Origin of the sequence: Enterobacter sp. BIDMC 29 (assembly GCF_019378755.1) — a bacterium.
In the GTDB taxonomy this organism is placed as follows: domain Bacteria; phylum Pseudomonadota; class Gammaproteobacteria; order Enterobacterales; family Enterobacteriaceae; genus Enterobacter; species Enterobacter ludwigii.
In genome coordinates this window covers 696,116-710,132 of the sequence record NZ_CP080000.1, presented here as the reverse complement: position 1 = coordinate 710,132, position 14,017 = coordinate 696,116, and the positions used below count along the sequence as shown (strand labels likewise).

Annotated in this window: 10 protein-coding genes; 4 read left to right on the top strand and 6 right to left on the bottom strand. The window is 52.9% G+C overall.

Going from position 1 to position 14,017, the window contains the following annotated elements:
* The first annotated feature begins 89 nt into the window (after positions 1–89).
* From ycaO to pflA, 4 genes are all read left to right on the top strand, one after another.
* Positions 90–1,850 (top strand): 30S ribosomal protein S12 methylthiotransferase accessory factor YcaO, encoded by a 1,761-nt coding sequence (gene ycaO, locus JTA15_RS03220; RefSeq protein ID WP_032677795.1) that lies wholly within the window; start codon positions 90–92, stop codon positions 1,848–1,850.
* Between the two features lie 406 nt (positions 1,851–2,256).
* Positions 2,257–3,114, top strand: a complete 858-nt coding sequence (gene focA, locus JTA15_RS03215; protein WP_025204555.1) for a formate transporter FocA — start codon at positions 2,257–2,259, stop codon at positions 3,112–3,114.
* A gap of 51 nt (positions 3,115–3,165) precedes the next feature.
* On the top strand, positions 3,166–5,448 hold the full coding sequence (pflB, locus tag JTA15_RS03210; protein ID WP_014169380.1) for a formate C-acetyltransferase: 2,283 nt from the start codon (positions 3,166–3,168) through the stop codon (positions 5,446–5,448).
* A 204-nt stretch (positions 5,449–5,652) separates the two neighbouring features.
* Positions 5,653–6,393, top strand: coding sequence for a pyruvate formate lyase 1-activating protein (pflA, locus tag JTA15_RS03205; protein WP_020884823.1), 741 nt, complete (start codon positions 5,653–5,655; stop codon positions 6,391–6,393).
* A 34-nt stretch (positions 6,394–6,427) separates the two neighbouring features.
* On the opposite strand, the gene JTA15_RS03200 is transcribed toward pflA, so the two are convergent.
* From JTA15_RS03200 to serS, 6 genes are all read right to left on the bottom strand, one after another.
* Positions 6,428–6,949, bottom strand: coding sequence for an anti-virulence regulator CigR family protein (locus JTA15_RS03200; RefSeq protein ID WP_020884824.1), 522 nt, complete (start codon positions 6,947–6,949; stop codon positions 6,428–6,430).
* 123 nt (positions 6,950–7,072) lie between these two features.
* On the bottom strand, positions 7,073–8,221 hold the full coding sequence (locus JTA15_RS03195; RefSeq protein WP_014169376.1) for an MFS transporter: 1,149 nt from the start codon (positions 8,219–8,221) through the stop codon (positions 7,073–7,075).
* Between the two features lie 274 nt (positions 8,222–8,495).
* Complete coding sequence (locus tag JTA15_RS03190; RefSeq protein ID WP_219372854.1) at positions 8,496–9,359, bottom strand: dimethyl sulfoxide reductase anchor subunit family protein; 864 nt, start codon at positions 9,357–9,359, stop codon at positions 8,496–8,498.
* 1 nt (position 9,360) lies between these two features.
* On the bottom strand, positions 9,361–9,978 hold the full coding sequence (locus tag JTA15_RS03185) for a DMSO/selenate family reductase complex B subunit (protein ID WP_219372853.1): 618 nt from the start codon (positions 9,976–9,978) through the stop codon (positions 9,361–9,363).
* 10 nt (positions 9,979–9,988) lie between these two features.
* A complete protein-coding gene (dmsA, locus tag JTA15_RS03180; RefSeq protein WP_020884827.1) occupies positions 9,989–12,430 on the bottom strand; it encodes a dimethylsulfoxide reductase subunit A in 2,442 nt (813 codons plus the stop codon).
* Between the two features lie 211 nt (positions 12,431–12,641).
* Positions 12,642–13,934: a serine--tRNA ligase gene (serS, locus tag JTA15_RS03175; protein WP_008499983.1), complete on the bottom strand. Its 1,293-nt coding sequence runs from the start codon at positions 13,932–13,934 to the stop codon at positions 12,642–12,644.
* Positions 13,935–14,017: the final 83 nt, after the last annotated feature.

Genomic DNA, 14,017 nt, shown 5'->3' with positions numbered 1-14,017 from the left:
TAGTCGAGTCTTTTATTTTCGCCGAAGATAGCACCTGTCACGCAAAACCCGTATCATTGCGCGCTTTACGTACGATAAAAGTGAACGCCATGACTCAAACGTTTATCCCCGGCAAAGACGCCGCTCTGGAAGATTCCATCGCTCGCTTCCAGCAGAAACTGACCGACCTGGGCTTTAATATCGAAGAAGCCTCCTGGCTCAACCCGGTGCCTCATGTCTGGTCCGTGCATATTCGCGATAAAGAGTGTGCCCTGTGCTTTACCAATGGTAAAGGCGCGACAAAAAAAGCGGCACTGGCCTCTGCGCTGGGTGAGTATTTTGAACGTCTGTCGACCAACTATTTCTTCGCCGATTTCTGGCTGGGTGAAACCATCGCCAACGGCCCGTTTGTGCACTATCCGAACGAAAAATGGTTCCCGCTGCCTGAAGACGACGCGCTGCCGGAAGGCATTCTCGACGCGCGTCTGCGTGCGTTCTACGATCCGGAAAACGAACTGACCGCCAGCATGCTGATCGATCTGCAGTCCGGCAATGAGGATCGTGGTATCTGCGCCCTGCCGTTCACGCGTCAGTCTGATGAGCAGACCGTCTATATCCCGATGAACATCGTTGGCAACCTGTACGTGTCCAACGGTATGTCTGCCGGTAATACCCGTAATGAAGCGCGCGTACAGGGGCTGTCTGAAGTCTTCGAACGCCACATTAAAAACCGCATCATTGCCGAATCCATCAGCCTGCCTGAAATTCCGGCTGACGTGCTGGCGCGCTACCCGGGCGTGGTGGAATCCATCGCCAGGCTGGAAGCGGAAGGTTTCCCAATCTTTGCCTATGACGGCTCACTGGGCGGTAAATATCCGGTTATCTGTGTGGTGCTGTTTAACCCTGAAAACGGAACCTGCTTCGCCTCTTTCGGCGCGCACCCTGACTTTGGCGTGGCGCTGGAGCGTACCGTCACCGAGTTACTGCAGGGCCGTGGCCTGAAAGATCTGGACGTGTTTACGCCACCGACCTTTGACGATGAAGAAGTGGCCGAGCACACCAACCTTGAAACCCACTTCATCGACTCCAGCGGTTTGATCTCCTGGGATCTGTTTAAGCAGGACGCGGACTATCCGTTCGTCGACTGGAGCTTTGCAGGTACCACCGAAGAAGAGTTCGCCACGCTGATGGCTATCTTTAAGGCGGAAGATAAAGAAGTCTACATCGCTGACTACGAACACCTAGGCGTGTACGCCTGCCGCATTCTGGTGCCGGGCATGTCCGACATCTATCCGGCAGAAGATCTGTGGCTGGCGAACAACAGCATGGGCGCGCACCTGCGTGAAACCCTGCTGGCCTTGCCGGGCAGCGAATGGGAAAAAGAAGATTACCTGAACCTGATCGCGCAACTGGACGAAGAAGGCCATGATGACTTCACCCGCGTACGCGAGCTGCTGGGTCTGGCGACCGGTAAAGATAACGGCTGGTATACCCTGCGTATTGGTGAGCTGAAAGCAATGCTGGCACTGGCTGGCGGCGATCTGGATCAGGCTCTGGCCTGGACCGAGTGGACTATGGAGTTTAACCAGTCTGTCTTCTCTGCCGAGCGCACTAACTACTATCGCTGCCTGCAAACCCTGCTGCTTCTCGCGCAGGAAGAAGATCGTCAGCCGCTGCAATACCTGAATGCGTTTGTTCGCATGTACGGTGCTGACGCCGTTGAAGCCGCCAGCGCAGCACTGAGCGGTGAAGCGCCGTTCTATGGTCTTCAGGCTGTGGATAGCGACCTGAAAGCCTTCCCGGCACATCAGTCTCTGCTGAAAGCGTATGAAAAATTGCAGAAGGCGAAATCCGCTTACTGGTCAAAATAAGCGCATATAACATTATCAGCTGTAGGCGTATTCAATCGTCTGGGCTATATTACGGGGCAATTTCATTGCCCCGTTTTTTATTTTTTTCGGCAATGACTGTTGATTGTAATAATAAAGTTAAATATGGGTAAATATAATAATATTTGCCTGGGCTTTACTGTTACTTTTTATGGTAATTACTCCATATTAATTAACTGTTGCAGAGGTGGCCGAAAGAAATAATTCAACTCTTTTCATAACTTTTAAAATTTATTTTTATACGGATAATCAAATACTTACTCCGCTTTTGCTGTAAATCCATACACATTGCGGGCCTATAAGCCAGGCGAGATATGATCTATATCAATTTCTCTTCTATAATGCTTTGTTAGTATCTCGTCGCCGACTTAATAAAGAGAGAGTTAGTGTGAAAGCTGACAACCCTTTTGATCTTTTACTCCCAGCTGCTATGGCCAAAGTTGCCGAAGAAGCGGGTGTCTATAAAGCAACGAAACACCCGATGAAGACGTTCTATCTGGCGATCACGGCTGGTGTGTTCATCTCTATCGCGTTTGTCTTCTACATCACTGCCACCACCGGTACTGCCGCGATGCCTTTCGGCATGGCGAAACTGATTGGCGGTATTTGCTTCTCACTGGGACTGATTCTTTGCGTCATCTGCGGCGCCGACCTCTTCACTTCTACAGTGTTGATTGTCGTGGCAAAAGCCAGCGGAAGAATTACCTGGGGTCAACTGGCGCGCAACTGGCTTAATGTCTATGTTGGCAACCTGATTGGCTGTCTGCTCTTTGTTCTGTTGATGTGGCTCTCTGGCGAGTATATGACCGCCAACGGTGGCTGGGGACTCAACGTCCTGCAGACCGCAGACCACAAAATGCACCACACATTTATCGAAGCCGTTGCTCTCGGCATCCTCGCTAACCTGATGGTCTGCCTGGCTGTCTGGATGAGCTACTCGGGTCGTAGCCTGATGGATAAAGCCATGATTATGGTTCTGCCGGTTGCGATGTTTGTTGCCAGCGGCTTCGAGCACAGTATTGCGAACATGTTTATGATCCCAATGGGAATTGTAATCCGCAACTTTGCAAGCCCGGAGTTCTGGACTGCTGTTGGTTCAACCCCGGAAAGTTTCTCTCACCTGACTATTATGAATTTCATTACTGATAACCTGATCCCTGTCACTATCGGGAACATTATCGGTGGGGGTCTGTTAGTTGGGTTGACATACTGGGTCATTTACCTGCGTGGCGACGACCATCATTGATGGTTATCTCAGGCAGTAAATAAAAAATCCACTTAAGAAGGTAGGTGTTACATGTCCGAGCTTAATGAAAAGTTAGCCACAGCCTGGGAAGGTTTTGCGAAAGGTGACTGGCAGAATGAAGTAAACGTACGTGACTTCATTCAGAAAAACTATACCCCGTATGAAGGTGACGAATCCTTCCTGGCTGGTGCAACTGACGCGACCACCAAGCTGTGGGACAGCGTAATGGAAGGCGTAAAACTGGAAAACCGCACTCACGCGCCAGTTGATTTTGACACCTCCGTTGCTTCTACCATCACTTCTCACGATGCTGGCTACATTAACAAAGCCCTTGAGAAAATCGTTGGTCTGCAGACTGAAGCACCACTGAAACGTGCGATCATCCCGTTCGGTGGTATCAAAATGGTTGAAGGTTCCTGCAAAGCGTATAACCGCGAGCTGGACCCAATGCTGAAAAAAATCTTCACCGAATACCGCAAAACCCACAACCAGGGTGTATTCGATGTTTACACCAAAGACATTCTGAACTGCCGTAAATCTGGCGTTCTGACTGGTCTGCCAGATGCCTATGGCCGTGGCCGTATCATCGGTGACTACCGTCGCGTTGCGCTGTACGGTATCGACTTCCTGATGAAAGACAAATACGCGCAGTTTGTTTCCCTGCAGTCTGATCTGGAAAACGGTGTAAACCTGGAAGCGACTATCCGTCTGCGTGAAGAAATCGCTGAACAGCATCGCGCGCTGGGTCAGATCAAAGAAATGGCGGCTAAATATGGCTGCGATATCTCTGGTCCTGCAACCAACGCTCAGGAAGCTATCCAGTGGACCTACTTCGGCTACCTGGCCGCTGTTAAGTCTCAGAACGGTGCAGCAATGTCCTTCGGTCGTGTATCCACCTTCCTGGATGCTTACATCGAACGTGATATGAAAGCGGGCAAAATCACCGAGCAAGACGCTCAGGAAATGATTGACCACCTGGTCATGAAACTGCGTATGGTTCGCTTCCTGCGTACCCCTGAATACGATGAGCTGTTCTCTGGTGACCCAATCTGGGCAACGGAATCTATCGGTGGTATGGGTGTTGATGGCCGTACTCTGGTTACCAAAAACAGCTTCCGCTTCCTGAACACCCTGTACACCATGGGTCCTTCTCCGGAGCCGAACATCACCGTTCTGTGGTCTGAAAAACTGCCTCTGAACTTCAAGAAATTCGCCGCTAAAGTGTCCATCGACACCTCTTCTCTGCAGTACGAGAACGATGACCTGATGCGTCCGGACTTCAACAACGATGACTACGCTATCGCATGCTGCGTAAGCCCAATGGTTGTTGGTAAACAAATGCAGTTCTTCGGTGCGCGTGCAAACCTGGCGAAAACCATGCTGTACGCAATCAACGGCGGCGTTGATGAAAAACTGAAAATGCAGGTTGGTCCTAAGTCTGAACCAATCAAAGGCGACGTTCTGAACTTCGATGAAGTCATGGAGCGTATGGATCACTTCATGGACTGGCTGGCTAAACAGTACGTCACTGCCCTGAACGTTATCCACTACATGCACGACAAGTACAGCTACGAAGCCTCTCTGATGGCGCTGCACGACCGTGACGTTATCCGCACCATGGCGTGTGGTATCGCAGGTCTGTCCGTTGCGGCTGACTCCCTGTCTGCAATCAAATATGCGAAAGTTAAACCAATTCGTGACGAAGACGGTCTGGCTGTTGACTTCGAAATCGAAGGCGAATATCCGCAGTTTGGTAACAACGACTCTCGCGTTGATGACATGGCGGTTGACCTGGTTGAACGTTTCATGAAGAAAATTCAGAAACTGACCACTTACCGTAACGCTATCCCGACTCAGTCTGTTCTGACCATCACGTCTAACGTTGTGTATGGTAAGAAAACCGGTAACACTCCGGACGGTCGTCGCGCGGGTGCGCCATTCGGTCCTGGTGCTAACCCAATGCACGGTCGTGACCAGAAAGGTGCTGTTGCCTCTCTGACCTCCGTCGCTAAACTGCCGTTTGCTTACGCGAAAGATGGTATCTCTTACACCTTCTCTATCGTGCCAAATGCGCTGGGTAAAGACGACGAAGTACGTAAAACTAACCTCGCGGGTCTGATGGATGGTTACTTCCACCACGAAGCGTCCATTGAAGGTGGTCAGCACCTGAACGTGAACGTAATGAACCGTGAAATGCTGCTTGATGCGATGGAACACCCTGAGAAATATCCTCAGCTGACCATCCGTGTATCCGGCTACGCAGTACGTTTTAACTCCCTGACGAAAGAACAACAGCAGGACGTTATCACCCGTACTTTCACTCAGTCCATGTAAGTGGAATTGACTGAAATCACGCGTTAAAAGGCGTACAATAAAGGCTCCACATACGTGGGGCCTTTTTAACACTCTCTCCATCACAGTCTCTTTTGTCCGCTATCTATACTCTATGGATAACAGCCAAAACAGACTTAAACACAGCCGGTTTTGAGCTGTGCATACACAGGCCCCGGACGGGCCGATGCTGGAGATATCACCGCAATGTCAATTATTGGTCGCATTCACTCCTTTGAATCCTGTGGCACTGTCGATGGCCCGGGTATCCGCTTTATCACCTTTTTCCAGGGCTGCCTGATGCGCTGCCTGTACTGCCATAACCGTGACACCTGGGATACGCACGGCGGCAAAGAAGTGACCGTCGAAGAACTGATGAAAGAGGTGGTGACCTATCGTCACTTTATGAACGCCTCCGGCGGCGGCGTAACCGCTTCCGGCGGTGAAGCCATTCTGCAGGCCGAATTCGTGCGCGACTGGTTCCGCGCCTGCCGCAAAGAAGGCATTCATACCTGTCTCGATACAAACGGTTTTGTCCGCCGCTACGATCCGGTCATTGATGAACTGCTCGACGTCACCGACCTGGTGATGCTCGATCTCAAACAGATGAACGATGAGATCCACCAGAATCTGGTGGGTGTTTCCAACCACCGTACGCTGGAGTTCGCCAAATACATCTCCGGGAAAGGCATCAAAACCTGGATCCGCTATGTTGTTGTACCTGGCTGGTCAGATGATGACGATTCCGCGCATCGGCTGGGAGAATTTACCCGCGATATGGGCAACGTTGAGAAAATTGAGCTTCTGCCCTACCACGAACTGGGTAAACACAAGTGGGTCGCCATGGGCGAAGAATATAAACTCGATGGTGTTAAGCCGCCGAAGAAAGAGACGATGGAACGCGTGAAAGGTATTCTTGAACAGTACGGCCACAAGGTAATGTATTAAGAAAAGGCCCGGTGAGAACCGGGCCTTTTTTATATTATCTGAAGACGCCATTAATAATGGTGGTCACAACCGCAGTACTCAGCGCAATTAAGACCAGATCGTCACCGACGACACGCCATTCATAACCAGGATAGGAAGGAAGCTGGCCCAGCATAGAAGCCGGCACGGTTTTCTTCGCAATGCCCGGAGGGAGCGGTTTACCGCGTGCGAGGTTTTTCGCAATACCCGGAGGCAGTGACTCATAACCTGTTAAGCCGTAATTCAGTGCCAGGTGACGGGCATGATCGAAGCTCACACGGGCGTCGACATCGTCACTGACGCTTTTATTCGATTTACCTGGATTTTCCTGACCGTTATTTTGTTTATTACCGTGGGTACCGGAATTTCCGTTGCCATGACTACCGGAATTGCCGTGACTGCCGCCATTACCTTGTCCGCCACTGTTCCCGTGACCACTGCCATTCCCATTACCCGGGTTAGCCATGACCGGAGCTGCAGCAAACGTTAAAGACAACACTACTGCCAGAGCGGTAGTGGTAAAACGACGAGTAGACATGATTGTTGCCTTTTAGTGATAGAACTCACCTGAATTATCGCCTGGTGCAATAAACAAACAATACGTAAAAGTCTTATATGTGATGGGGACAAAAAAGCCAGTCATCGACTGGCTTTTTATTAATCAGGCATGCGCCACAGGCGTTGGGTGTTCTCCCACTTTGCGCAGCAGCATTAAGAGATAAATAAACGATACGCTGGCAATCATAATAAACAGCAAATTGTCGGAGTAATTCTGCATCAGCATCGCGGTAAAGGTCGGTCCCAGCAGGCTGCCGATGGTATAGCTCAGTAACAACGCCTGGTTCATTGCCACTAACTGGTGGTGTTCAACTTTCTCACAGGCCCAGGCCATCGCGACCGGATAGAGCGTAAAACCTGCGGCACCCAGAATAAACAGCGCAGGCGCCATCGCCGCATTGCTGAGCATGGCGAGACAACCCATGATCACCACAAAAACCTGAACACGCAGCACCAACAGGCGACCAAAGCGATCGGCCAGGCGTCCAATCGGCCACTGACCGACAATCCCCGCACTCACCATCACCGCCATCCAGAAACCGATCCCGGAATCGCTGACGCCCTGATGGTTCAGATAAAGCGGCATCAGGCCATACAGTGAACCAAGCACAATTCCGGAGATAATACAGCCGTTAACGCCAAGGCGCGCCTGACGCAGTCTCAGCATTGGCCAGACGTGGGTTGCTTCCTGGTGTTCGCTGTTCTGGTTCACAATGCGCGTAAAGAGCAGCGGCAGGATTGCTGCCAGCACCATTCCCGTCACCCACGGCAGAACGCTCATCAGGTCGGTTGGCAGTTTGCTCACCATCAGTTGACCAAGCACGGTACCGATGTAATAAACCATCATATAGGCTGCCAGCAGGCGTCCGCGGTTACGTGACGTGCCGCTGCACATCAGCGCGCTTTCAACCACCACCCAAATCATCGCGCAACCCACTCCAGCGATAAAGCGCCATACCATCCAGCTCCAGAAGCCCACCATCAGGCCCAGCCCGGCACATCCGACAGCGAAGAGCAGCGAGGCCAGATAATAGCTGCGGTTAAAACCAAAGCGTTTAATCAGGCTTCCTGTAACCAGCGTACCCAGCAGGTTGCCGGTAAAAAAGGACGAGCTGACCATACCCACCTGCCAGGTCGGTAAGTTTTCATGGGCGAGCCACAGCGGGACGAGCGTATTTAACACTGCGATCGCCAGGGTCAGCAGAAGCAGGCCACAGAGCAATAAAAGCACTGGCCGGGTATAGATGGTCATGGATTAAAAACCGTGAGGAAGTTCAGATTTCGTGCGCATCATGCCACTGGCAAAAACAAAGTCAATCCACTGGTTTCACCGCCACGCACGATATGTTCCCTGTCGATTTAAAAAACTTATCCTGCTAATGCAACGCCTGCTATAGATATGAATTATGTATCTGTTTTTATTTATTAATGCCCGAAGTGAAAACAAAACGTCAGTCGAAAAATTTCATGATTAAAATAAAAAAAGCCGGGCGCTCCGTCCCGGCTTTATCTCACCCACTGCAACGTTAACTGGCGACGGCCATACCTACGGTCATATGCAAACCGTAGAACACACCGCGGCCGATCAGTTCACCTGCGAGGACCAGCACAAAAGCCAGTGACAGGAGCGGCAGCGCGGGTTGATACCCCTTAAGCTGAGGCACAATCCAGCACACCAGTGCCGCCACCAGCAGTACCACGCGCCAGGCCATCAGCGAGCCGTATGCCGGCACCAGGGCAGACGCCTGCTGAACAGAGCTGTGAATGGTTGCCAGCTCCGCGCCCTGCATCAGGGTGACGACTGCGCTCACCACCAGCGCCAGCAGTGAAACGACAGGCAGCAAACGCATCGCCCAACCGTCAACACCCGCGACGCGCAGCAGCATGAAGCCAAGAAGCGGCCCACCAATAAACAGCGTCAGGAAGAAGCTCATCGGCGTCCAGATGCTGTACCAGGTCGGCACGGTGTCGATGGTGTTATAGACCCGCACCATCATCCACACAGACACCACGCCCAGCACCATCGTGACAATCAGCCACACGCTGCGCAGCCCTGCCGGCAATTTCTTCAGTGCTGCCAGCAGCCAACCCAGCCCACCCACAGCAAAGAAGATCGCCCCGCTGGCGATTTCATTACTGAGTGACGACGCGCCCACCCGGTTCAGGGAGTTGAACGCGCGCATTGGTGAGCCGAGGTGCAGCGTAGAGGCAATAAAGCCAATTCCCATCAGCACCCACAGGCCAAACATACTCAACACTAAACGTTGTTGTTGCTCAGCAGTGAGATTTCCTTTCAGCAGCGCCAGCGCGAGGACAATAAAACCGCCCGCCACACACTGCCCAAAGACCGTGAAGATCATCAGCGGCCATTCATGCCATCCACTTCCCATCTCACACCTCCTTCGGGTTTGCCAGGTAGCCGGTGGTATCCCCTGTCGGGCGGCTGTTGGCGTTAGGTTTAATCACGATGCTCGGCTTCGTGAAGTGCGCGGACGGCAGCGGCGCGACGGCCGCCAGCTGACCATGTTTTTTACGCAGCTCGTCGATGGGACCGAAGTCCAGCGCGCGCAGCGGGCAGGACTCCACGCAGATCGGCTTTTTGCCGTCCGCCACACGRGTGTGGCAGCCGTCGCACTTRGTCATATGCCCTTTGGCGGCGTTGWACTGCGGGGCACCGTACGGACAGGCCATGTGGCAGTAGCGACAGCCGATGCAGACATCTTCATCCACCACCACGAACCCGTCGTCACGCTTGTGCATCGCYCCGCTCGGGCAGACCTTGGTGCAGGCCGGGTCTTCGCAGTGGTTGCAGGCAATCGACAGGTAGTAGGCAAACACGTTCTGGTGCCAGACACCGTTGTCTTCCTGCCAGTCACCGCCCGCGTATTCRTAAATACGGCGGAAGCTGACGTCCGGGGTTAAATCTTTGTAATCCTTGCAGGCGAGCTCGCAGGTTTTGCACCCGGTGCAGCGGCTGGAATCAATAAAAAATCCATACTGGGTTGTCATCGGTTACTCCTTACACCTTTTCAACCTGAACAAGGTTCGTGTGGGACGGGTTGCCCTTCGCCAGTGGCGACGGACGCTGCGTGGTCAGTACGTTAATACTGCCTGCCTGGTCGATGCGATTCGCATCCGGGCTATACCAGGCCCCTTCCCCCAGCGCGACAACGCCAGGCATCATGCGCGGAGTCACCTTGGCTTCAATGTGTACCTCACCGCGACCGTTAAAGATGCGCACGCGGTCGCCATTGCTGATCCCACGGGCTTTGGCATCCATCGGGTTAATCCACATCTCCTGACGGCAGGCAGCTTTTAGTACGTCGACGTTGCCATAAGTAGAGTGAACACGCGCTTTGTAGTGGAAGCCGGTCAACTGCAGCGGGAATTTCGCGGTCAGCGGATCGTTGTAGTTTTCAAAGCCCGGCGTGTAGATCGGCAGCGGATCGATAACATCCCCTTCCGGCAACTCCCAGGTAGAGGCAATTTTTGCCAGCTCTTCTGAATAAATTTCAATTTTGCCCGATGGCGTGGTCAGCGGATTGGCCTGCGGATCGTCACGGAAAGCTTTGTACGCCACGTGGTGGCCTTCCGGATCACGCTGTTTGTACATCCCCTGCTCACGGAAGGTATCGAAATCCGGGAGGTCAGGGATAGCTTTGCGGGAGAGTTCATGCAGATGGCGCATCCACCCTTCCTGCGTGCGCCCCTCGGTAAATTGCTGCTCAACGCCAAGACGTTTCGCCAGTTCAGAGGTCATCTCATAGATGGTTTTGCACTCAAAGCGAGGTTTAATGGCCTGATCGGTAAAGATGACGTAGGACATGTTGCCGCAGGAGGCATCCAGCGCGAAATCCATCTGCTCAGAAGCCGTGCAGTCCGGGAGAATAATATCGGCATATTTTGCCGAAGAAGTCATGTGGCAGTCGATCACCACAATCATCTCGCACTTCTTGTCATCCTGCAGGATTTCATGGGTGCGGTTAATTTCAGAGTGCTGGTTGATGAGACAGTTGCCGGCGTAGTTCCAGATCATTTTGATCGGGACATCCAGTTTGTCCTTACCCCGCACGCCGTCACGCAGCGCAGTCATTTCCGGGCCGCGTTCAATGGCATCAGTCCACATAAACATGGAGATACTGGTCTGAACCGGGTTTTCCAGCGTCGGCATACGTTCAAACGGCACTTCATAGGAGCCTTCACGCGCACCGGTGTTACCGCCATGAATGCCTACGTTACCCGTCAGAATGGCGAGCATCGAAATGGCACGGGTGGCAATTTCACCGTTCGCATGACGCTGTGGACCCCAGCCCTGACTAATATAGGCCGGTTTAGCCGAACCAATCTCGCGTGCCAGTTGAACAATACGGTCAACCGGAATTCCCGTGATGGTGGACGCCCATTCCGGCGTTTTGGCAATACCGTCGCTGCCCTGACCGAGAATATAGGCCTTATAGTGGCCATTAGCCGGCGCGCTGGCTGGCAATGTTTTCTCGTCATAACCGACGCAGTATTTATCGAGGAACGGCTGATCGACCAGATTTTCAGTGATCATCACCCATGCCAGCGCGGAGACCAGCGCAGCATCGGTGCCTGGACGAATCGGAATCCACTCATCTTCACGCCCTGCACCGGTGTCGGTATAGCGCGGGTCGATAATAATCATGCGGGCATTCGATTTGGCGCGCGCTTGTTCGAGGTAGTACGTTACCCCGCCACCGCTCATGCGCGTTTCACCCGGGTTGTTGCCGAACAGCACCACCAGCTTACTGTTTTCGATATCAGACGGGCTGTTACCGTCTGCCCAACCACCGTAGGTGTAGTTCAGACCTGCGGCAATCTGCGCCGAAGAGTAGTCGCCATAATGGTTCAGATAACCGCCGCAGCAGTTCATCAGACGGGCCACCAGCGTTTTCCCCGGTGGCCAGGAGCGGGTCAGCGTGCCGCCGAGCGTCCCGGTGCCATAGTTCAGATAGATGGATTCGTTGCCGTAGTCTTTGATCAGACGCTGCATGTTCGTCGCGATGATGTCGTAGGCTTCATCCCAGCTAATGCGCTCGAACTTCCCTTCTCCACGCTTGCCAACGCGTTTCATCGGGTACTTCAGGCGGTCCGGGTTATAAACGCGACGACGCATTGAACGGCCGCGCAGGCAGGCGCGGACCTGATGTAACCCCTCGTAGTTATCGTCCCCGGTATTATCGGTTTCGACATATTTAATCTCACCATCCACCACATGCATACGCAGTGGACAACGGCTACCGCAGTTTACGGTACAGGCACTCCACACCACTTTTTCCGGGGTGGCCGGGGACAATGCATCTGCCGCCGACACCAGACGAGAAAAAGGGAGCGTAAAGGCGCTGCTGGCAACGGCCAGACCACCAATTGCCGTGGTTTTCATCAACCCACGGCGAGTGACCTCGGCAGCCATTAACGCTTCAGGCGCTTTGATTTTCATAGAGACTCACTTTGGTTGCTCACAAAGAAAATAGAGGCGGCATAAGCCGCTATATAGTTTTATATATAACGAATGACTTCGTTATTGTTTTTTTATGCTGACTTTCATTCGGAGGAGTATTACTACTTTGGAGGGAGGGGTTATTGCGTCGTATCAATTCTAAGGTATAAAAAAAGCGCCCTGAGGCGCTTTTTTGTTTCACGTCAAGTCATTAACCGATGTACTGCTGGCCTTTCATGTACGGACGCAGCACTTCAGGGATCTCAATACGACCGTCCGCCTGCTGATAGTTTTCCAGCACGGCAACCAGTGTACGACCGACAGCCAGACCAGAACCGTTCAGGGTATGCACCAGACGGGTTTTCTTGTCAGACTTGCTGCGGCAACGTGCCTGCATACGACGCGCCTGGAAATCCCAGACGTTAGAGCAGGAGGAGATTTCACGGTAGGTATTCTGCGCAGGAACCCAGACTTCCAGGTCGAAGGTTTTGCAGGCACCAAAGCCCATATCACCGGTGCACAGCGCCATACGACGGTACGGCAGACCCAGCAGCTCCAGCACTTTTTCGGCGTGGCCGGTCATCTCTTCCAGCGCGTCCATCGACTCTTCCGGGCGGACAATCTGCACCATCTCTACTTTGTCGAACTGGTGCATACGGATCAGACCACGGGTGTCGCGACCGTAAGAACCCGCTTCAGAACGGAAGCACGGAGAGTGTGCTGTCAGTTTGATTGGCAGGTCGTCTTCGTCGATGATCTCATCACGCACGAGGTTAGTCAGCGGCACTTCCGCAGTTGGGATCAGCGCGTAATTGCTGCTGTCAGCTTCCTCATCCAGCGGACGGGTGTGGAACAGATCGCCGGCAAATTTTGGCAGCTGGCCAGTACCGTACAGCGTATCGTGGTTAACCAGATACGGGACGTAGGTTTCGCTGTAACCGTGCTGCTCGGTGTGCAGATCCAGCATAAACTGCGCCAGAGCGCGATGCAGATGAGCAATCTGGCCTTTCATCACAACGAAGCGAGAACCGGTCAGCTTAACTGCGGCCGCAAAGTCCAGGCCGGCATGCATTTCGCCCAGGGTCACATGATCGCGAACCTCGAAATCGAACTCGCGAGGCGTGCCCCAGCGTTTCACTTCAACGTTGTCGTTTTCATCTTTACCGACAGGTACGCTGTCGTCAGGAATGTTCGGGATCGCCAACGCGATATCACGGATCTCGGCCTGAAGCACGTCCAGCTCCGCTTTCGCCTGATCCAGCTCTTCACCCAGTTTGTTCACTTCCAGGCGTAATGGCTCAATGTCTTCCCCGCGCGCTTTCGCCTGGCCGATGGATTTCGATCGAGAATTACGCTCTGCCTGCAGATTTTCAGTTTGTACCTGCAGAACTTTACGACGCTCTTCAAGAGCGCGCAGCTTATCTACATCCAGCTTAAAGCCCCGGCGTGCCAGTTTTTCAGCGACTGCGTCTGGCTCATTACGCAGCAGATTGGGATCGAGCATGCTTATCCTGTGCTTATCGAATTAAAATAGGAAAATGTGACCACAGCCTGCAGCCACAGGGATACATTGCCAACATTACCGCA